Origin of the sequence: Tessaracoccus coleopterorum (assembly GCF_011174705.1) — a bacterium.
In the GTDB taxonomy this organism is placed as follows: Bacteria; Actinomycetota; Actinomycetes; order Propionibacteriales; family Propionibacteriaceae; genus Arachnia; species Arachnia coleopterorum.
In genome coordinates this window covers 1,930,050-1,949,559 of record NZ_JAANIJ010000001.1, presented here as the reverse complement: position 1 = coordinate 1,949,559, position 19,510 = coordinate 1,930,050, and the positions used below count along the sequence as shown (strand labels likewise).

The 19,510-nt window shown below is 67.5% G+C and carries 14 protein-coding genes and 10 pseudogenes; 8 read left to right on the top strand and 16 right to left on the bottom strand.

Annotated elements, in window-relative coordinates; translation table 11 throughout:
* Nucleotides 1–14: 14 nt before the first annotated feature.
* Together xylA and G7085_RS25965 are read right to left on the bottom strand one after the other, a co-directional pair.
* Nucleotides 15–980, bottom strand: a complete 966-nt coding sequence (gene xylA, locus G7085_RS12550) for a xylose isomerase (RefSeq protein WP_331715646.1) — start codon at nt 978–980, stop codon at nt 15–17.
* A gap of 11 nt (nt 981–991) precedes the next feature.
* Nucleotides 992–1,189 (bottom strand): hypothetical protein, encoded by a 198-nt coding sequence (locus tag G7085_RS25965; RefSeq protein WP_231979477.1) that lies wholly within the window; start codon nt 1,187–1,189, stop codon nt 992–994.
* A 111-nt stretch (nt 1,190–1,300) separates the two neighbouring features.
* Between G7085_RS25965 and G7085_RS12545 the strand changes: the two genes are divergently transcribed.
* Together G7085_RS12545 and G7085_RS12540 are read left to right on the top strand one after the other, a co-directional pair.
* Nucleotides 1,301–1,618, top strand: a complete 318-nt coding sequence (locus G7085_RS12545; protein ID WP_197511205.1) for a MarR family transcriptional regulator — start codon at nt 1,301–1,303, stop codon at nt 1,616–1,618.
* A gap of 136 nt (nt 1,619–1,754) precedes the next feature.
* Nucleotides 1,755–2,492 (top strand): ROK family protein, encoded by a 738-nt coding sequence (locus G7085_RS12540; RefSeq protein WP_197511204.1) that lies wholly within the window; start codon nt 1,755–1,757, stop codon nt 2,490–2,492.
* Here G7085_RS12540 and G7085_RS12535 read toward each other — a convergent pair.
* The 3 genes and pseudogenes from G7085_RS12535 to G7085_RS12525 form a co-directional block, all read right to left on the bottom strand.
* A complete protein-coding gene (locus G7085_RS12535) occupies nt 2,489–2,854 on the bottom strand; it encodes a thiol-disulfide oxidoreductase DCC family protein (protein WP_197511203.1) in 366 nt (121 codons plus the stop codon). The two genes, G7085_RS12540 and G7085_RS12535, sit on opposite strands and share 4 nt — an antisense overlap.
* Before the next feature lie 274 nt (nt 2,855–3,128).
* Nucleotides 3,129–3,937, bottom strand: a pseudogene (gene lgt / locus G7085_RS12530) (prolipoprotein diacylglyceryl transferase).
* 133 nt (nt 3,938–4,070) lie between these two features.
* Nucleotides 4,071–5,569 (bottom strand): annotated as a pseudogene (locus G7085_RS12525) (CoA-acylating methylmalonate-semialdehyde dehydrogenase).
* A gap of 207 nt (nt 5,570–5,776) precedes the next feature.
* On the opposite strand from G7085_RS12525, the pseudogene G7085_RS34940 reads away from it, so the two are divergent.
* From G7085_RS34940 to G7085_RS25955, 3 genes and pseudogenes are all read left to right on the top strand, one after another.
* A pseudogene (locus G7085_RS34940) lies at nt 5,777–6,025 on the top strand (Gfo/Idh/MocA family oxidoreductase); the annotation flags it as partial.
* 53 nt (nt 6,026–6,078) lie between these two features.
* Nucleotides 6,079–6,450 carry a Gfo/Idh/MocA family protein gene (locus G7085_RS30355; protein ID WP_197511202.1) on the top strand — a complete coding sequence of 124 codons (372 nt, stop codon included), beginning with the start codon at nt 6,079–6,081 and terminating at the stop codon, nt 6,448–6,450.
* Entirely contained in the window at nt 6,333–6,743 is a 411-nt protein-coding gene (locus tag G7085_RS25955; RefSeq protein ID WP_269451851.1) for a Gfo/Idh/MocA family oxidoreductase, read from the top strand. The genes G7085_RS30355 and G7085_RS25955 overlap by 118 nt, the downstream gene beginning before the upstream one ends.
* A 9-nt stretch (nt 6,744–6,752) precedes the next feature.
* On the opposite strand, the gene G7085_RS12505 is transcribed toward G7085_RS25955, so the two are convergent.
* The 7 genes and pseudogenes from G7085_RS12505 to G7085_RS12475 all read right to left on the bottom strand — a co-directional run bounded on the left by G7085_RS12505 (nt 6,753) and on the right by G7085_RS12475 (nt 12,337).
* On the bottom strand, nt 6,753–7,334 hold the full coding sequence (locus G7085_RS12505; RefSeq protein ID WP_197511200.1) for a sugar phosphate isomerase/epimerase family protein: 582 nt from the start codon (nt 7,332–7,334) through the stop codon (nt 6,753–6,755).
* Between the two features lie 251 nt (nt 7,335–7,585).
* Nucleotides 7,586–8,236: pseudogene (locus G7085_RS12500) on the bottom strand (Gfo/Idh/MocA family protein); the annotation flags it as partial.
* Between the two features lie 46 nt (nt 8,237–8,282).
* Complete coding sequence (locus G7085_RS32635; protein WP_331716052.1) at nt 8,283–8,405, bottom strand: hypothetical protein; 123 nt, start codon at nt 8,403–8,405, stop codon at nt 8,283–8,285.
* A 112-nt stretch (nt 8,406–8,517) separates the two neighbouring features.
* The gene (locus tag G7085_RS12495) at nt 8,518–8,730 is read right to left on the bottom strand and encodes a Gfo/Idh/MocA family oxidoreductase (RefSeq protein WP_197511199.1); all 213 of its coding nucleotides are present in this window, start codon (nt 8,728–8,730) and stop codon (nt 8,518–8,520) included.
* A 60-nt stretch (nt 8,731–8,790) separates the two neighbouring features.
* Nucleotides 8,791–9,626, bottom strand: a pseudogene (locus tag G7085_RS25950) (ABC transporter permease).
* Between the two features lie 161 nt (nt 9,627–9,787).
* On the bottom strand, nt 9,788–11,290 hold the full coding sequence (locus tag G7085_RS12480; protein ID WP_197511197.1) for a sugar ABC transporter ATP-binding protein: 1,503 nt from the start codon (nt 11,288–11,290) through the stop codon (nt 9,788–9,790).
* A gap of 81 nt (nt 11,291–11,371) precedes the next feature.
* Complete coding sequence (locus G7085_RS12475) at nt 11,372–12,337, bottom strand: sugar ABC transporter substrate-binding protein (RefSeq protein WP_197511196.1); 966 nt, start codon at nt 12,335–12,337, stop codon at nt 11,372–11,374.
* A 302-nt stretch (nt 12,338–12,639) separates the two neighbouring features.
* Between G7085_RS12475 and G7085_RS34935 the strand changes: the two are divergent.
* Nucleotides 12,640–13,076, top strand: a pseudogene (locus tag G7085_RS34935) (DUF4291 family protein).
* A gap of 22 nt (nt 13,077–13,098) precedes the next feature.
* On the opposite strand, the pseudogene G7085_RS12460 reads toward G7085_RS34935, so the two are convergent.
* From G7085_RS12460 to iolC, 4 pseudogenes are all read right to left on the bottom strand, one after another.
* A pseudogene (locus G7085_RS12460) lies at nt 13,099–13,957 on the bottom strand (sugar phosphate isomerase/epimerase family protein).
* Between the two features lie 57 nt (nt 13,958–14,014).
* A pseudogene (gene iolD / locus G7085_RS12455) lies at nt 14,015–16,679 on the bottom strand (3D-(3,5/4)-trihydroxycyclohexane-1,2-dione acylhydrolase (decyclizing)).
* Nucleotides 16,680–16,767: 88 nt separating this feature from the next.
* Nucleotides 16,768–17,465, bottom strand: a pseudogene (locus G7085_RS12445) (Cgl0159 family (beta/alpha)8-fold protein).
* 161 nt (nt 17,466–17,626) lie between these two features.
* A pseudogene (gene iolC, locus G7085_RS12440) lies at nt 17,627–18,607 on the bottom strand (5-dehydro-2-deoxygluconokinase).
* Nucleotides 18,608–18,883: 276 nt separating this feature from the next.
* Between iolC and G7085_RS25940 the strand changes: the two are divergent.
* Nucleotides 18,884–19,036, top strand: a complete 153-nt coding sequence (locus tag G7085_RS25940) for a GntR family transcriptional regulator (protein ID WP_231979473.1) — start codon at nt 18,884–18,886, stop codon at nt 19,034–19,036.
* The gene (locus G7085_RS25935; RefSeq protein ID WP_231979472.1) at nt 19,033–19,506 is read left to right on the top strand and encodes a GntR family transcriptional regulator; all 474 of its coding nucleotides are present in this window, start codon (nt 19,033–19,035) and stop codon (nt 19,504–19,506) included. Before G7085_RS25940 ends, G7085_RS25935 begins: the two co-directional genes overlap by 4 nt.
* The last annotated feature ends 4 nt before the right edge of the window (nt 19,507–19,510 follow it).

Genomic DNA, 19,510 nt, shown 5'->3' with positions numbered 1-19,510 from the left:
GCCTGAAGCCCGGGTCAGCCGATCAGGTGGCGCAGTGCCGCCTGGTAGAGCTCCACGAAGCGGTACTCGCGCGCACCGGCGGCGTCGGCGTCGAACGGCTCGTCGGCGGCCAGGAAGTCGGCGACCGACTCGCCCTCACCGAGCGTCGGCACCGCGAGCTGCCCGATGAGGTTCTCCTCCATCAGGGCTGCGACCGCGGGGTCGGCGCGGAAGGCGCGGGCCTTGTCGGCGAGCATCAGGTAGGTCTCCATGTTGGCCTTCGCCGAGTCCCAGATCCCCTGCATGCCCTCGGTGCGCGACGGCTTGTAGTCGAAGTGGACGGGGCCGGTGTAGCGGGGCGCGTCGGGCGAGGACGGGAACCCGTTGACCAGCAGATCGACGGTGAAGAACGCGCTCAGCAGGTCGCCGTGGCCGAACACCAGGTCCTGGTCGTACTTCAGGCCCTTCTGGCCGTTGAGGTCGATGTGGAACAGCTTGCCGGTGAACAGGGCCTGCGCGATGCCGTGCGTGTAGTTGAGGTTGGCCATCTGCTCGTGACCGACCTCGGGGTTGAGGCCGACGATGTCGCCGTGGTCGAGGTCGGCGATCAGGCCGAGAGCGTGCCCGATGGTGGGGAGGAAGATGTCGCCGCGGGGCTCGTTCGGCTTGGGTTCCAGCCCGATCCGCAGGTCGTAGCCCTTCTCCTTGATGTAGCTCGCGACGGTGTCGAGGCCCTCCTTGTAGCGCGCGAACGCGGCGTACAGGTCCTTCGAGGTGTCGTACTCAGCGCCCTCCCGGCCGCCCCACATCACGAACGTGGAGGCGCCGGACTCGGCGGCGATGTCGACGGCGTTGAGCACCTTCTTCAATCCGAAGCGTCGCACCGAGCGGTCGTTCGAGGTGAGGCCGCCGTCCTTGAACACCGGGTGGGAGAACGTGTTGGTCGTGACCATCTCGATCACGAGGCCGGCCTTCGCAGCCGCGTCGCGCAGCTGCGCCACACGCGCCTTTGCTACCTCGGCGGGGCGTCGAACGGGTAGACGTCGTTGTCGTGGAACGTGATGCCCCACGCACCGAGCTCGGCGAGCTTGTCCGAGTACTCCCACGGGTCGAGGGCCGGGCGGGTGTTGCCACCGAACGGGTCGGTGCCGGTCCAGCCGACGGTCCAGAGACCGAACGAGAACCTGTCTTCGGGGGTTGGGGTGCGCATGGGGCTCCTCTGATCGATGTTTGCCGGACCGCCTCGTCCGGTTTAGTTTCAGTATAATACTTATACGTCCTCAGGTTAGTGTCAACCCGAGAAAGATCTTTGGAGGCCGCCATGACCGTGGAGCCCGGTTCGGGACGCATGACGCAGTCGTCGGTGCGTGCCGCCAATTTGGCCCTCGTCCTCAGCCGGATCCCTGGGGGCACCGGCACCATCTCCCGCGCAGACATCGCGGCGGAGGTCGGAATGACCCGCTCCACCGTGTCGCGGCTCGTCGACGACCTCATCACCGGCCGCCTCGTGCACGAGGGGGAGACCACCCCCGGAGCCCGCGGCCGCCCCGCGGTGCCGCTCAGTCTGCAGGGGGCACCGTCGTCGGCCTCGGCCTGGAGGCCAATGTCGAGCGGCTGGTCGCATCGGTCGTCGACCTGACGGGCGAGCTGCTCGCCGTGCGGCGCCGCAACATCGACGTCCTGGCGTTGACCCCGCAGGACGTCATGACGCAGCTCGCCGAGCTGGGTGCAGAGGCGCTGTCCGTCCGCACCCCGGGGCCCGGATCGCCGGGGCCGTGCTCGCGCTCCCCGGGCTGCTCGACCGCACCGGCACCCTCGTGCTGCGGGCCCCGAACCTGGGCTGGGAGGGCGTGGCACCGGCCGACTTCTGGCACCTGGACGTGGACGGCGTCTCCATCCCGCTCAGGTCGGCCAACGACATCGACTGCGCTGCGCTCACCGTCCTCCGCGAGGATCCCACCGCCTCCTTCATCTACGTCACCGGCGAGGTCGGCGTCGGCGCAGCCATCGCCTTCAACGGCGAACTCCTCACGGGCCGCAGCGGGTGGGCGGCCGAACTCGGCCACGTCTGTGTCGCTCCCGACGGCGACCTGTGCGGCTGCGGCGCCCGGGGCTGCCTCGAGACGGTGGCCGGCACCAGGGCCCTGCTCCGACGCAGCGGCTACGCCGACCTGGCCGCGCTCGTCGCCGGCGCCGAGGCGGGGGAGGCGGCGGCCGTCGGCACGATCGACGACGCGGCCACCGCACTGGGCATCGCGCTGAGCGCGGCCCTCAACCTGCTCGACGTCGAGAACATCCGGCTCGGCGGGCACCTCGGGCCGCTGGAACCGTTCCTGCGCGACCGGCTCGCCGACGAACTGGACGTGCGGGTGATGTGGTCACACCAGACGAAGATCGTGACCGAGGTTGTCGAGCGCTCCCCTCTCCGCGCCTCGATGGGCGCGGGCCTTGCCGCACTCCGGCATGTACTGGCCGACCCGGCCAGCTGGATCGGGGAGCTGCTCGGGGACTAGCGCACGTCGTTGGCCCGTAGCTCGCATGCCACGGTCCCACCTGGCAGGCGGTGCCGGTTTCGCGCCACGAGGCGGTAGCAGCGCTCGGTGATCCACCGCATCACCGGCAGGCCGAGCGCACGGCCGACGAGGGGCCAGGGCGCCCGCGAGGACCGCAGGATGCGGGCGATCGCCGCGCCACCAACATGGACCTCCCGGCCGGCTAGCACATGCAGCGCAGCCTCGCAGTTATCCACAGAAAGTCTGAGCCTTGGTAAGTCCTGGGACTGAAAGGGCGCGGCCGTCACGCGCGCCAGGAACCAGCGGCCGGTCACCACACGCACCGATGCGGTGCAGAACCCGCAGTCAGCGTCATAGAGCACGAGGGCGTCGCCACCCACAGGTTGTCCACCGGTTTGTCCACAGCCCCTGCACCTCCTCCGCTAACGGTAACCGCGGTTGTCAGACCTATTTTGAGAGCTGCTGAGGAATCTTCAGACGTCCCGATTTCCGCTCTCTTGTGGAGAACTCGGATCAGAGGGTTGTCGACAACCTCCGGAGGCGCCTCTGAGTAGGGTTCCTCCGTCGTGGACGCATCGCCAGAGGCCTCATTTCCGGGGCTCCGGCCTCAGCGTTATCCCCGAGTTGTCCACATCCTCAGCCTCGGTCTCGACGGGGCCTCGACGTCGTCAATCTTCCGCCTTGCGGCCAGATCCAGATGGTCAGGCCCGCGATCATCATGGGGATCGAGAGCCACTGACCCATGCTGAACCCGAGGCCGAGCAGCCCGAGGTAGGAGTCGGGCTCGCGCCAGAACTCGGCGATGAACCGGAAGAGGCCGTACCCGAAGAGGAACGCGCCCGCCACCTGGCCTCGGAACCGCGGCTTGCGGGCGTAGATCCAGAGCAGGATGAACAGCAGGATCCCTCGAGCAGCATCTGGTAGAGCTGCGAGGGATGGCGGGGGACGTCTCCGCCGGTGGGGAAGATCATGGCCCACGGCAGGCCGGCGGGGGCCTCACGGCCCCACAGCTCGCCGTTGATGAAGTTGCCGAAGCGCCCGGCGGCAAGCCCGATCGGTGCCGCGGGCACCAGGAAGTCGGCCACCTGGAGGAAGGGGCGCTTCTTCTTCCAGGCATACCAGGCGAGCCCGAGCGCGACGCCGATGGCGCCACCGTGGAAGCTCATGCCCCCGTCCCACACCTTGAGGATGTCGAGCGGGTTCGTCAGGTAGTGGGCGGGTTGATAGAAGAGGCAGTAGCCGAGCCGGCCGCCGATCAGAACCCCGAGGATCGCGCCGAGGAGGATGTCCTCCACGTCGGTCTTCGTCCACGGCTCCGGCCTCGTGATCGACCGGAACGGCTCGTGGCGCAGTCGCCGGATCATGAGGAAGTAAGCAAGCGCGAACGCGAGCAGATACATGATGGCGTACCAGTGAATCTTCAGCCCGAAGAGGTTGATCGCCACCGGGTCGAAGTCAGGGAAGGTCAGTACCAGTCTCGTCACGGGACAAGCTTGCCATGCGGCCCCTACCCGCTGCGGAGACGGGCAAGGGCAGGCCCGAAGGCCTGCCCTTGCCCGGTGCGCAGAGCGCCCAGGGTCACTCCTGGCGCTGGAACGACATGGTCGCGGCGTGGAGGCCGCTCTCGGAAGGCCACCGGCTGGTGATGGCCTTCAGTCGGGTGTAGAACTTGACGCCCTCGGGGCCGTGGATGTGGAGGTCGCCGAGCAGCGACTCCTTCCAACCACCGAAGGAGTAGTACGCGACGGGCGTCGGGATCGGCACGTTGACGCCGACCATGCCCGCCTCGACATCGAGCGTGAAGCGCCGGGCCGTGCCACCGTCGTTGGTGAAGATGGCCGAGCCGTTACCGAACTCGGAGCCGTTGACGATCTCGATGGCCTCGTCATAGGAGTCGGCGTGCACGATCGTGAGGACCGGGCCGAAGATCTCCTCGTAGTAGGCAGGGGCGTCGAGCGGGACGTCGTCGAGGATGGTCGGGCCGAGCCAGAAGCCGTCCTCGTAGCCGTCGACCGTGAGCTCGCGGCCGTCGAGCACGACGGTGGCGCCGCGCTTCTCGGCGTCGTCGATCAGGCCGACGATGCGCTCCTTGGCGGCCTTCGAGATGACCGGCCCCATGTTGACGCCCTCACCGAGGCCGTGGCCGACCTTGATCTTCTCGCCGAATGCCTTGACCATGTCGGCGAGCTTCGGGCCGATGCCGCCGACGGCGACCACAACCGGCAGCGCCATGCAGCGCTCGCCCGCGGCACCGAATGCGGCCGCGGCGATGTGCTGGGCTGCGAACTCGAGGTCCGAGTCGGGCATCACGATGGCGTGGTTGTTGGCACCGCCGAGCGCCTGGACGCGCTTGCCGTGCTTGGTGCCGACCTCCTGGATGATGTGGGCAACCGGGGTGGAGCCGACGAAGGAGATGGCGTCGATGCCGGGGTGCTCAAGGATCTTGGTGACGATGTCGCGGTTACCGGAGACGACGTTGAACACGCCGTCAGGGAGGCCTGCCTCCTTGTAGAGCTTCGCCATCAGCAGCGAGGCGGTCGGAGTGGGGCTGGCCGGCTTGAGGATGAAGGCGTTGCCGGTGGCGATGGCGACGGGGTGCATCCACATGGGCACCATGACGGGGAAGTTGAAGGGGCAGATGCCCGCGACGACGCCGACCGGCTGGGAGACGGTGTGGATGTCGACACCAGAGGAGATGTCGAACGAGTAGTCGCCCTTGAGGGCGGCGTTGATGCCACAGGCGAAGTCGAGGGTCTCGCGGCCGCGCTGGATCTCGCCGATCGCGTCGCCGTAGTCCTTGCCGTGCTCGTTGACGATCGACTTGGCGAGCTCGTCCTGGTTGGCGAGCACCAGTTCGCGCATCTTGAACATGATGGCGGTGCGCTTGGCCAGCGAGGTGCGTGCCCACTTCTTCTGGGCCTCGACGGCGACGGCGACGGCGTGGTCGAGATCGGCCTGGCTCGCGGCGAGGAGCTCCGAGTCCACCTTGCCGGTGGCCGGGTTCTCCACGGGGATGGTGCCGGTCGGCTGGCCCTCGTACGGGCCCCGTCAATCCAGTGGGTGATGGTCTGGGTCATGGTCTGCCTCCATTGCCCGGCTTCGACGCCGGAAGTTTGTCTATACATTAACATGGCCATGGGGTGACATCAAGATTTCGGCAACATTGACATCACCGAGTCGCGATCCCTAGCATCGCCCCAAAGCTTGTATGGACAAAGGAGTCTCATGGACAACCCCGCGCAGACCTGGTGATCGCGCTGGTGGGCGTCGGCCGCATCGGAGAGATGCACGCCGGGATCCTGCTCGACCACCCGCTGGTCGGCCGACTGGTACTGTCAGGCTCCACACCGGAGAGGGCCTCCAGGCTCGCCGACAGCCTCGGGTGCGGGACTGCCACGGTCGACGAGGTGTTCGACCCCGCAAACCCGCTCGGCCTTGACGGCGTCGTCATCGCCACCAGCACGGCCACCCACGCCGAGTTGCTCACCTTGTCCGCGCGGGCGGGCCTTCCCGTGTTCTGCGAGAAGCCCATCGGGCTCGACCTTGCCGCATCACGTGATGCGGCCCGGGCGCTCGAGGAGACGGGGTGCCCCACCACATCGGCTTCCAGCGCCGATTCGACGCCGGATACACCCGCGCCAAAGAGCTGCTCGATTCCGGGGAACTCGGCGAGTTGCGCCGCTTCCACTGCGTCACCGGCGACCACGTGCCACCGACCCCCGATTACATCCCCCACTCCGGCGGCATCTTCCTCGATGCCAACGTCCACGATTTCGATATCATCCGCTGGGTCACGGGGCGGGAGGTCGTCGAGGTCTACACCACCGGCTCGGCAAGGGCATGGCCGAGTTCGCCCACTACGACGACCTCTCCGACGCGGTCACGATCATCACACTCGACGACGGCACCGTCGGCACAGCCCACGTGTCCCGCTACAACGGTCAGGGCCACGAGGTGAGACTCGACCTGATGGGCACCGACGGCTCCGCCAACGTGGGGCTCGATGCGAAGGTGCCGTTCCGCTCCACTGAGCCCGGCATCGATTTCCCGCCCGGGACGCCGTGGTACGACTTCATCGAGCGCTTCCAGCCGTGCTACGAGCGCGAGCTCGACCACTTCCTCCGGAATCCGGTCCAAGGGCTGCCGGGCGCCTGTTCCGCCGCCGACGCCGTCGAGGCGCTCCGCATCGCATTGGCCTGCCGGCGCTCCAGCCTCGAGCACCGCGCGGTCAGGCTGGAGGAGATCGGCTGAGCGGGTCGCTCAGACCTCCGCGGGTCGCCAGCTCGGCGGCCCCACCGGCACGATCCCACGCAACAGTTCGACACTCTGCCGGACGCCTTCGAGGGCATCGATGCCGACGTCCTCGTGCTCGATGCTGAGCAGGCCGTCATAGCCGGAGGCACGCAGGTCCGAGAGGAACTGCGACCAGAACTGGGCGCCTCCTGGGTAGCCATGGCCGAGCGTCACGTAGTTCCAGGCGCGGCTACGGGCCCGATCAACGGTCTGGGTGTCGAGCACGCCGTGCACCCCTGCCACCGTCGGCTCGATCCGGGCGTCCTTCATGTGCACATGGTGGACGGCGCCGTCGAGCTCTCTCGCGAGCAGGCGGGGGTCGACGCCCATCCACATCGGGTGTGACGGGTCGAGGTTGGCACCGACGGTGTCGCCGACGGCCTCCCGGAGCCGCAGCAGCGTCGCCGCGTTGTAGACGAGCTGCTGGCCGTGCATCTCGACGGCGAACCGCACACCGTGGCCCTTCGCGAAGCCGACCAGGTCGCTCCAGTAGGGCAGAGCCACGTCGTTCCACTGGTGTTCGAGGATCGACTGCGTCTCCGGGGCCACGACGTCGTCACCCAGTTCGGCGTCAGGTCGCCCGGTGCACCGCCGGGGAGGCCCGACATGAGCACGACGGTCTCGATCTCAAGAAGGGCCGCCAACTGGACGGTGCGTCGCACGACCGCGTCATCCCGGGCCCCGGTCACCGGGTGCAGCTGGTTCCCGTTGGCGTTGAGCGCCGCCACCCTGAGCCCCGCTCCCCCAAGGCGGCCAGGAAGGCACCGCGGGCGTGGACGCTGGCGACGAGAGCCTCGACGTCAAGGTGCGGGGCCTCCGACCAACCGCCGGTGGCGAACTCGAGGTCGGTGACGCCGACCCCGGCGGCCGCATCGAGCATCTGCTCGAACGGGAGGTGACCGAGGGAGTCGGTCAGGAGGGCGATGCGCATGGTAGCTCCTACTCGGGACGGACACCCAGCCGCCGTCGTTCATCGACCGGACGAGGGCGTGGGCGATCCTGGTGGTGCGGAGGGACTCCTCGATGGTGGCCGCCTCCGCCGGGACGGTTCCCGCGAGCGATGCGGTGACCCAGGCGGTCAGCTCGCGCCGGTACGCCGTCTCGAAACGCGGCCGCCAGTCGGCCGGGTAAGCGGAGGAACGCGAGAGGTCGGCGTTGACGATCAGCGGGGCGTCGTCTACGAGGCCGGGCACGTTCGGCAGTTCGACCGAGCCACGTTCGCAGATCAGCTCGCAGCGCACGTCGTAGCCGTACTGTGCGTGCACCTGGACCGAGACGGTGTGCAGTACGCCCTCCGCGTCGCGCAACAGCAGGAGCTGCGGGTCGTGCCGCTCACCGAGCAGCGAGGTGGTGCGGCCCGCGGTCCACTGCACCTCGACGATCGGGGTGCGGGTGAGCCACGGCAGGATGTCGATCTCGTGCACGGCGGAGTTGGTGATGGTGGCACTGGAGGGCTTCCCGGGTACGCCTCGACGTTTCGGTGCACCGAGTGCGTCATCAGGACGCGCCCGTCGGTTCCCTGGTCGAGTCGACGGCGCAGCGCCACGTAGCCGGGGTCGAAGCGGCGCATGAATCCGACGGTGACAAGGGCCATTCGAGGGCCGCGTGCCGTTCCGCCACCTCTGACGCCTCCTCGACGGTGGGCGCGAGGGCTTTTCGCAGAGCACGAACAGGCCCGCGTCCATGGCCGCAAGCGTGGTGCCCGCGTGGAGGTGGTCCGGTGACGCGACGATCACCGCATCGACCAGCCCGGAATCGATGAGCTCCTCGCCCGTGGCGAAGACCCCTCGGCGCCGTGGCGCTCGGCGACGGCCAGCGCGCCGTCCAGGTTGACGTCGGCGATCGCCGTCAACCGGGCGCCGGCAACGGAGGTGGCGAGCAGGCGGGCGTGGTCGCGCCCCATCACTCCGGCGCCGATGACGCCGACGCGCAGCAGGTCGGTCATGTGGATGTCCCTTCCAATGGGAAGGGCCCGGCCGTCGCCGGCCGGGCCCGAACGGATCGATCAGGCGGCCGCGAGGCGGCGGCGCTTCTCCTCGGAGGCGGTGCGACGGACGTCGATGAACACCGCGACGATGATGACGGCGCCGATAACCATGAACTGCACATCGGACTGCGCGTTCATGATGGTGAGGCCGTTGCGGATGACCGCGATGATGAGGCAACCGATGAGGGTGCCCCACACGGTGCCCTTGCCGCCGGTGAACGATGCGCCGCCGATGATGCAGGCCGCAATCGCGTCGGTCTCGTAGTTGCCGCCCATTGCGGCCGATGGATTGGCCACACCGGAGCGGCCGACAATCACGATGCCTGCGAGGGCGCACACGAAGCCGGAGAGGCCGTAGACGAAGGTCAGTACCCGGTCGGTGTTGATGCCGGAGAGGCGGGTGGCCTCGGGTTACCACCGACAGCGTAGATGGAGCGCCCCAGAGCGGTGCGGGTGAGCAGGATGTGCAGCAGCACGAACGTCAGCAGCAGGGCCAGGAACGATCCCGGGATGCCGTTGAAGCCGCTGCCGCGGAGGAAGTCGGCCGAGCCTAGCCATGTGACAGCGTCGGGGAATCCCGAGATGGTGCGGGTGCTGACGACGAACAACGCGAGGCCGGCCAGCACGAATTTCATACCGAGCGTCGACACGAACGGGTGCGGCAGCTTCAACTTCGTAAGAAGCAGGCCGTTGGCAATGCCGACGGTGGTGCCGACGATGAGCGCGGCCAGCAGCAGGACCACCGGGTTGGTGATGCCGAAGGTCGTCATCAGCATGCCCATGACGCAGGCGCTCAGGATGGCGTTGGCGCCCACCGAGAGGTCGATGCCGGCCGTGATCAGCACGACCAGCATCCCGGCGGAGAGGAAGCCGTTGACCGCGGTCTGGCGCAGGATGTTCATGCCGTTGTTGACGGTGCGGAACTCCGGGCTGATCGCTGACATGACGATCAGCAGGATCGCAAGGGCGAGCAGGGGCGCCAGCGTCCGGACGATCGCCGCGACGCGTGGGTTTTTCAGCATGTTGTCTTCCGTTCTCCCCAGGCGGCCTTCATGATGTCGTCCTCGTTGAAGTCCGGCTCGTCGCGCCGGATCTCAGCCATGACCTCGCCACCGCGCATAACGATGACCCGGTCGCTCATCCCGAGTACCTCGGGGAGCTCGGAACTGACCATGATGATGCATTTGCCTTGGCTGGCAAGCCTGTTCATGATGTTGTAGACCTCGACCTTTGCGCCGACGTCGATGCCTCGCGTCGGCTCGTCGAAGAGATAGATTTCGGCGTCGGAGTTGATCCACTTGCCGATGACGACCTTCTGTTGGTTGCCGCCGCTGAGTTTGGACACCTGGTTCTCGGCGTCCGGGGTCTTGATGCGCATCGAGGCGATCGACTCGTCACACATCTCTTTCACCCTCGACCTGTCCAGGAGCGGGCCGCGCTCCACCTTCCTCAGCGAAGCGAGGATCAGGTTGGTGGCGATGGACTGGTTGAGGACGAGGCCCTGGCCCTTGCGATCCTCGGTGAGGAAGGCGATGCCAAGCTCGACGGCCCGCTGCGGCGAGGTGATGCGCACGGGCTTGTCGTTGAGCAGGATCTCGCCGCTGTCGATGGGTAGGTCGCCGAAGATGGCACGCATGGTCTCGGTGCGACCGGCGCCGACCAGGCCGGAGAACCCGAGGATCTCGCCGTAGTGTGCCTTGAAGCTGACGTCCTTGAGTGTGCCTACCGAGGTGACGTTGCGGAACTCGATCGCGATGTCGCCCTGGGTGGTCTCCATCTTCGGGAACTGGTTCCCGACGCTCCGGCCGACCATGGCGCGGATGAGCTTGTCGTTGTCGAGGTTCCCGATGTCCTCGGTGATGATGTGCTGGCCGTCGCGCATCACGGTGACACGGTCGCACAGGATGAACAGTTCCTCGAGCTTGTGCGAGACGAAGAGGATGGCGACGCCCTTGGCCTTGAGGTCGCGCACCACGTGGATGAGCTGTTCGACCTCGCTCTCGCCGAGGCTGGAGGTGGGCTCGTCCATGATGATGACCTTGGCGCCTGTCAGGAGGGCCTTCGCGATCTCGACCATCTGGAGCACGCCCATGCCGAAGACGCCGGCCGGCTTGGTGACGTCGACGTTGATGCCCATCGACTTGAGTAGTTCGTCCGCCTTGGCGTGCATAGCCGTGTAGTCGAGCAGGCGACCCCGCTTGATGAACTGGTTCATGAAGATGTTGTCCGTCAGCGAGAGCTGCGGGACGATGTTCAGTTCCTGGTAGACACAGGCGATGCCCGCGTCCTGCGACTGCCGCGGCACTGTGAACCGCTGTGGGGCTCCGTCGACCAGGATCTCGCCCTCCTCCGGGATGTAGACCCCGGTGAGGACCTTGATCAGAGTGGACTTGCCCGCGCCGTTCTCGCCGATGAGGCCATGGATCTCGCCTGGTTCGATGGAGAGTCCCATGTCGCGGAGGGCGACAACGCCTGGGAAGCGCTTCGTTACGTTGCGGAGTTCGACGACCGCGGTCATGTGTACCTGCCTAGTGTTGCCAAGGATCGGGAGGGAGGACCCCAGTGTCGGGGCCCTCCCATCACGGGTCGGACCGCCCGATCAGGCGCCGGCCAGCTGCTCTTCGAGCTTGGCCAGGTAGTCCTCAGCGTTGTCCTTGGTGATGACGGTGGAGCCGGTGTCGATGAAGTCCTCGACGGACTCACCCTTGGCCGTCTTCACCGCGGCCTCGACGGCCTTGTAGCCCATGCCGAACGGATCCTGGGCGACGGTTGCGGTGACGGTGCCGTCAATGACGTTCTGCACGCCGGCCTTGATGCCGTCGAAGCCGACGATGATCATGTCCTTACCCGCCGCCTTGACGGAGCGGGCGGCCCCTGCTGCCATGTCGTCGTTGTTCGCGACGACGACCGAGACGTTCGGGCTGGACGTCAGCACGTTCTCCATCACGGATGCGGCCTTGTCACCGAGGCCCTCGGCGTACTGCTGGACGGTGACCTTCACTCCGCCACCCTCGAGGCCAGCGGTGAAGCCAGCTTCGCGGTCGTCGGAGGTGGTGTTGCCCTTGACCCCGCCGATCCACACAGCCTCGGCGCCGTCGCCAGCGACCTCTGCGGCGTACTCGCCACCGGTCTTGGCGGCGGTCTCGTTGCCGGTGCCGATGTAGCTGACCTTCTTGTCGTACGGGGCATCGGTGTCTACGAACAGGATGGGCTTGTCGGTGTCACCGAGCATCGACACGACCGAGTCGGGCTGCAGCGGGGAGATGACCAGCGCCTTGATCGAGTTGTCGGCGAGCATGGTCTCGATCATCGAGTTCTGCTCGTCGTAGGCGGTCTCGGACGCCGGGCCCTGCAGGGCGACCTCCACGCCGAGATCCTTCTCCGCTGCCTTCACGCCTGCCGCGACGTAGCTCCAGTACTCGCTGGACAGCGTCTTCAGGATGACTCCGACCTTGAGCTTGCCGTCGGCTTCACCGCCGGACGTGCCGCCTTCGGTGGCGCCCATGCTGCATGCGGAGAGCAGGAGCGCGCCGGAAAGGAGCCCGGCCAGGAGAGTCTTCTTCATCGATTCCTCCAGAGATCTGTGGTGCCCTGTCACCGATGACAGGTCTCCCAATGGCCCCATTGTTATAGACGATTGACCTTCTTGTCAATACATATGGTTGCTATGTCAATCCTTGCGCCGCCTGCTGATGATCTCCCTAGTCAGCGGCCCGTCCGACCAGCGAGGCCCCGACGGTGGCATCGTTACCAAACCGTTACCCGCGAGCGAAAAGTTGCAGCCTCGGACCCTCGGCCCCGGGAATTTGTCACATCGGATTGGGCGGCCCGGCCGTCAAGGCGGGTACCTTCGTGCCGCCGTTCGGCATGCACCGCATGACGTGGATCAAGCCGTCGTTCCTGTGGATGATGTACCGGGCAGGCTGGGCAACAAAGCCCGGCCAGGAGCGCGTGCTCGGCATCCGGATTCGCCGTGACGGCTTCCTGAAGGCCTTGTCGGGGGCCTGTCTGAGCGCGTTCGATCCGGCTCACCACGAGTCCATGGAGGCCTGGCGCGAAGAGCTGCACTCCACGACGGTGCGGGTCCAGTGGGACCCGGAACGGACCCTGACGGGGCCGCGTTGCCGCACCGCTCCCTACAGGTAGGAATCTCTGGCGCGACCGTGGCGCAGTACGTGCAGGAGTGGATCGTCGACCTGACCGACATCACCTCGTCGGTCTGCTTGGCGCGACGGGCTGACCTGACACCGCCCACGTTCCGACCGCCGTCCCGTCACCTGCCCTGCAGACGGCAGGGCAGGTGACGGGACCGGGTAGGAGCTGGCCTCAGGCCAGCGCGGCCAGGGCGTCGAAGCTCGCCTTGGCGTTGGCCACCGGGCCACCGTCGGCCGGGGCTCCTCGTCGAGCATGATGTCCTGCTCGAGCACCCAGTAGCCGTCGAAGCCGGCCTCGTTGAGCAGCCCGACGATGGTCGGGAAGTCGATGTCACCCTGACCGATGGGGGTGAACATACCGCCCTTGATGCCCTCGCTCCAGGTGAGCTCGCCGGGCAGCAGCTTCGCTGCCATGTCCTTCCGCACGTCCTTCGCGTGGACGATGTCGACGCGGTCGGCGTACTTGCGCACGAGCTCAACCACGTCGGCGCCGCCGGCGGTCAGATGGCCCGTGTCGAGACACAGCCCGACGGTCGAGTTGTCGAGGACGCGCTCGACCTCGTCGACGTTCTGGACCATCGTTCCCCAGTGGGGGTGGACGCAGGCCGTGACGCCCTTGGCGGCGCAGGCTTCGCGGATCCGGGTGAGGTTGCTGAACAGGGTGGCCCAGCCCTCTTCGGTCAACTCGGGCGGTCGTCGTAGCCGTCGCGGCCAGAGTCGGCGGCCAGCACGAGGAAATCGCCACCCGCCACCTCGAACGCCTTGAGCTCGGCCTCGACCTGCGGGATCGGGTCGAAGTCGGGATCGTGCATGACGGCGAGGAAGAACGACCCGACCGGCTTCAGACCGAACTCACCGACGAGGGTGGCCCGCTGCTGAGCATCGGTCGGGAGCCAGCCCTGGGGGCCGAACTCGGTGGCCGTGAGGCCGATCTCCTTCATCTCGGTCAGGACGCGCTCAGGCGTCATCTGGTAGCCCCAGTCGGGCACCTCGCACACGCCCCAGCTGATGGGTGCACCGGCAATCTTCATTGATGTCTCCTTGTGGTGTTCTGCTCAGGGGCGCCTCGACGCCCACGTCTTGAAGGGTCAGAGATAGTGGCGCTGGCCGACTCGGTCGCGCTTGTAGTCCGCGAGGGCCTGCTGCGTCGACTCGAGGCGCGAGACCTCGGAGACGGGCACGTCCCACCAACTCGAACCGGGCGGGTTCGGGCCCGTCAGGTCGGTCTCGATGTGGATCATGACGGGCACGTCAAGGGCCTTTGCCTCCGCGTACGCCGTCTTGAACTCGTCGATGCTCGACACCCGCAGCACCTTCAGGCCCCACGACTCGGCGTTGGCCGCGATGTCAACGGGCAGTACCTCGCCCCGGGCACCCCGGTACTTCGTGCCGAAGCGCTGCGAACCGCGCGACTCCGACAGCGCGCCGATCGATGCGAAGCCGTAGTTCTGCAGGAGCACGAAGATGACCTTGACGCCCTCCTGGACAATCGTGGCGAGCTCCATGGGCAGCATCTGGTACGTGCCGTCACCGACGATCGCGACGACCTCGGAGTCGGGCAGTGCGAGTTTCACGCCGAGCGCTGCAGGGATCTCGTAACCCATGCAGGAGAAGGCGTACTCGACGTGGTACTGCTGCGGGTTCCGGGCACGCCACAGGGCCTGCAGATCGCCGGGCATGGAGCCGGCGGCGTTGATCACGACGTCCTCGTCGCCCAGCAGTTCATTCAGGGCACCGAACACCTCAGTCTGGGCAGGCAGCGGCTGGTTGTCGACGTGGTAGCACTCGTCGGTGGCCGTGGCCCACTCGTCGCGGAGGCGGGCGATCTCATCGGTGTACTCCTGATCGACCCGGTGGCCCTCGAGCGCCTCGGTGAGCGCGACCAGCGCCTCGCGTGCATCGGCCACCACCATCTCGGCCGCGTGCTTGGCCGCGTCGAACGCGCCAACGTTGATGTTGATGAACCTGACGTCGGGGTTCTTGAACTGCGTGTGGGACGCAGTGGTGAAGTCGGAATAGCGGGTGCCGATGCCGATCACCACATCCGCGGTGTCCGCCAGGGCATTGGCCGAAGCCGCACCCGTGGAACCGACGCCGCCGACCGCGCACTCGTGGTCGAAGTTGATTGCGCCCTTGCCCGCCTGGGTGTCCGACACGGGGATGCCGGTCGCCGACGCGAACGCGCGCAGTTCCTCGGAGGCGAGCGAATAGATGGTTCCGCCGCCTGAGACCACCAGCGGGCGCTTGGCTGCGCGGATCATCGCGGCTGCGCGCTCGATGGCGACCGGTTCCGGGGCCGGACGGCGGATGCGCCAGGTCCGCGGCGCGAAGAACTCCGCCGGGAAGTCGAACGCCTCGGCCTGCACGTCCTGCGGCAGCGCGATGGTGACGGCCCCGGTGTCGGCCGGGTCGGTCAGCACCCTGAGCCCGGCCAGCAGCGACGGGATCAGTTGCTCGGGCCGGGTGATGCGGTCGAAGAACGCAGAGACGGGTCGGAAGCAGTCGGTCGCGGCAGTCAGGAGCGAGCGCGAGTCCTCGATCTGCTGGAGCACCGGGTCGGGGTTGCGGGTGGCGAACTGGTCAGACGGGAACAGCAGGACCGGCAACCGGTTGCTGGTGGCGACGGCCGCGCCGGTGACCATGTTGAGCGCGCCGGGACCGATCGACGAGGTGCACATCCAGGTCTGACGGCGGTTGGTCGCCTTCGCGAACGCGGCGGCCGCGTTGACCATGCCCTGCTCGTTGCGGGGCATGATGTAGGGCATCTCGCCACCGTCGGGGATGGGGTCGATCTCGTTCTGCAGCAGCGCCTGGCCGATCCCCGCCACGTTGCCGTGGCCGAAGATGCCCATGGCGCCCGCGATCAGACGGGTGGTTTCCCCGTCGCTCTCGACGAACTGGTTGACGAGGAAGCGGATGATCGCCTGCCCGACGGTGAGTCGCACGGTCTCGCTCATGGTGTCACTCCTGGGGGTTGAGGGGGTCATGGGGAGCCGCGGATCGACGTCTTCATCGTTCCAGGTGTCGCGGATCCAGGTGTGGTGGGGGTCGTCCGTCATCAGCCAGGTCGAGTCCTCGGCCGGGCCCGCCATGACGTTGAGGTAGTACAGGTCGTAGCCGGGGCTGCGACCGACGGGCCGTGGTAACCGAACGGCATGATGACGACATCGCGAGAGTGGACCTCGGCGCACACGTCGATGTCGCCGGCGGGCGACGGGTAGATGCGCTGGAGGGCCATGCCCTCGGTGTCACCGCGGCCGGGGCGCACCTCGTAGTAGTAGATCTCTTCGAGGACGCGCTCCACGTCGGTGTGCTCGTCGTGCTTGTGCGGTGGGTAGCTGGACCAGTTGCCGCCGGGGTCAGCACCTCACAGACGAGCAGGTGCGAGGTCTCGACGGCGTTACCGAGCGCGTAGTTGTTGACCTGGCGGGAGCAGTTGCCCGTGCCGCGCAGGCCGGTGACGACGTCGGTGACGGGGCAGTAACGCACCGGGAGGTCGGTCGTCGCCTTCGAACCGGGCAGCGCGAACCGGCCGCCGGCGTCGCTGGTGATGGTCGCTGTGGCGCGGCGGGGCACGTAGAGGTAGTCGGTGATCGCCGTCCAGATCTCCGGCCGGCCCTCAAGCTGGTAGGTGATGGCGTCGATCTCGACGGTGCAGCCGCCGGCGAGTGGGAGGACGAGGAGTTCCTCCTCCCCGTCTCGATGGTCTCGGTGCCGCCGGCCGGAAGGTTGAGCACCCGGATGGAGCTCCACTCCCAGCCGGCCCGGCCAGCGTCCACGTCCGTCTCAAACCGGCCGTGGGCCGTCGATCCGGCCCGGATGACATAGGTGTCGTTGTCGCTCACAGGACCTCCGCTATCGCTTCGACATTTGCCGCGACGTCGCCGTCGCGAGGAAAAAGCAGGGCACGCCCGAGCACGAGGCCCATCACGTTGGGCAGTTTGAGCGCCGAGCGCCAACTCTCCAGGGTCGCTCCGGCGTCCTCCGGAACATCGCCACCGAGCATCAGACAGGGCAGTGAGGTGGCGGCCATGACGCGGGGCATGTCTTCGACGCAGGGCACCTTCAGCCACGTGTGGGCGGAAGTGTTGCCGAGCGCGGACGCGACGGCAATCGAGCGGATCACCGATTCGGTGTCGAGTTGGTTGACGGGGCCACCGCCCGAGGGCTTGGCCATGAACGGCTCGACCATGGCAATCTTGCCCGCCGCGGCGAGGGCGGACACCTGGGCGCCCGTCCGCTCGAGCATGGTTGGAGTGGCCGGGTCGGACGGGTCGATCCGGAGGAGCAGCTTGCCGCCGTCGAGGCGGGTTCCGACGATCCCGGGCACGTCGTAGGCCGTGACGCGGTCGTCGACGGCGTAGCGGGCGCCGATGATGCCGGAGCGGTTCATGGAGCCGATCACGAGCTTCCCCTCCAGCGCGCCGAGCATCGCGAGGTCCTCCACGATGTCGGGGTGCCGAGGAAGCCGGTGACCCGTGGGTGGGCCAGGGCGGTGAGCACCCGATGCAGGTAGTCCTCACGGTCGGCCATCGCCATCGGATCATCACCGGCGCCGAGCGCGCCGCGGCCGTGGTGGTCGGCCGCGATGAACAGGGCCTTGGGACCACGTGGCAGCGTCCCGGGCGCCCGCACCCGCATGGCATGGGCGAAAGCCTCCGGCTGGGTGAAGCGGAGTTGGGCCAGGCGGGCGACGTGACTCATCGCGACCACACGTCCAGCCGCTCTGTAACCTCAGGGTGCGAGGCGAGCAGGGCGTTGACCTCGTCAGCGGTCGGCATGATGGAGGCGCACTCGATGTGGGTGGTGGCCAGCGCGCCCGCCGCGGAGGCGAACTCGATGATGCGGTGGGGCTCCAGGCCTGCAGGATCCCATGGCAGACGGCGCCACCGAACGCGTCGCCGGCACCGAGCCCGTTGACAACCTCGACGGGGATCGCGGGCATGAACGCACGCTCGGTGGCGGTCTTGACCAGAGTTCCCAGCGGGCCCTGCTTGACGATGGCCATCTTGACGCCCATCTCCAGCAAAGCGTCTGCGGCGCGCTCGGGCTCGGATTCACCCGTGGCGATCCGGCACTCCTCACGGTTACCGATGGCGACATCGACATGCGGGAGCACATCGCCCATGGCGCGGCGCGGCACGGACTCATCGCCCCAGAAACGCTCGCGGTAGTCGAGGTCGAGGATGACGGTGGAGTTGACGGCCGCGGCGACGACCGCGTGGTGGGCCGAGCGGGAGGGCTCGAGCGCGAGGCCGGTGCCGGTCAGCCAGACGATCCGGTAGCGGTCGAGGTCGACGGGCAGGTCGCCCGGCCCGATCTCGAGGTCGGGGTGGTGGGCTGCCGGTAGAAATAGAGCGGGAAATGGTCCGGGGGAAGATCTCGCAGAATGTCACGGGGGTGTTGAAGCGGTCGTTGACCACCACCTGGGAGGCGTCGACACCGAAGCGCTCGAGTTCGGCCACGACGAACCGGCCGAACGGGTCTTTCCCAACGCCGGTGAGCGCGGTGACCTGGTGTCCGTAGCGGGCGGCCGCGACGGCGACATTGGTCGCCGAACCACCGAGGAACTTCCCGAACGTGGCGACGTCTTCGAGTTTGACGCCCACCTCCAACGGGTAGACGTCCACGCTGCAGCGTCCGATCACCAGAACCTCGGGTGCTCGCGAGTCATCCACCATTGGCGACCTCCTACGTCATTGAACAGTCTGCCAGCCCGCGCGCACGCGGGTCAACTCTTTGTGCTTACATACAGGAGGCAAACGTTGGTTGTATGATCCCCAAGACAACGATTTGGCTACCAGGGCACCGCCGCCCGGTCCACCCCGAGGAGGCAAACATGGAGGAGACGTACGCACCGGCGATCACGATCGATCGCTCGTCCCCGACCCCCTGTATGAGCAGATCGCCGGCCCATTGAGGCCGCGATCCTTTCCGGCGAACTCCCCGCCGGCGCCATGATCGAGGACGAGGTATCGATGGCGCACCGCCTCGACGTCGCCCGCCCGACCGCGCGCCGCGCGCTTCAGGAGCTCGCGACCAAAGGGCTGCTCACCCGGCGCCGTGGCGTCGGCACCCGGGTCACACCGCCGCACGTGCACCGCCCATGAAACTCTCCTCGCTGAACGAAGACCTGGCCGAAGCCGGCTTCGTGCCCACCACCCAGGTGTTGTCCTACGAGGTCCGCCAGGCCAGCAAGCGGGAGGCGGAACAGCTGGGGCTTGCACCCGAGGACGGGCTGCTCTGCGTAAGCAGGCTCCGTTACGCCGACGACCACCCGCTCGCTCTGATGACGAACCTCATCCCGCTCGACATCGCACCCACCTGGCAGGAACTGGGTGACGCCGGCCTCTACACGTGCCTCCACAACCGCGGGATCGACATCGCGTCAGCCACTCAGGAGATCGGTGCCCGTGGTGCGACGGCCGAAGAGGCCGCGACCCTCGGTGAGCAGCCGGGAGCGCCGCTGCTCACCATGCATCGGGTCGGCAGGACCGCCGAGGGCAGGCCCGTCGAGATCGGCCAGCACATCTACCGCCCGACGCTGTACTCGTTCCGCTTCTCCCTGTTCACCTCCTGAGGTC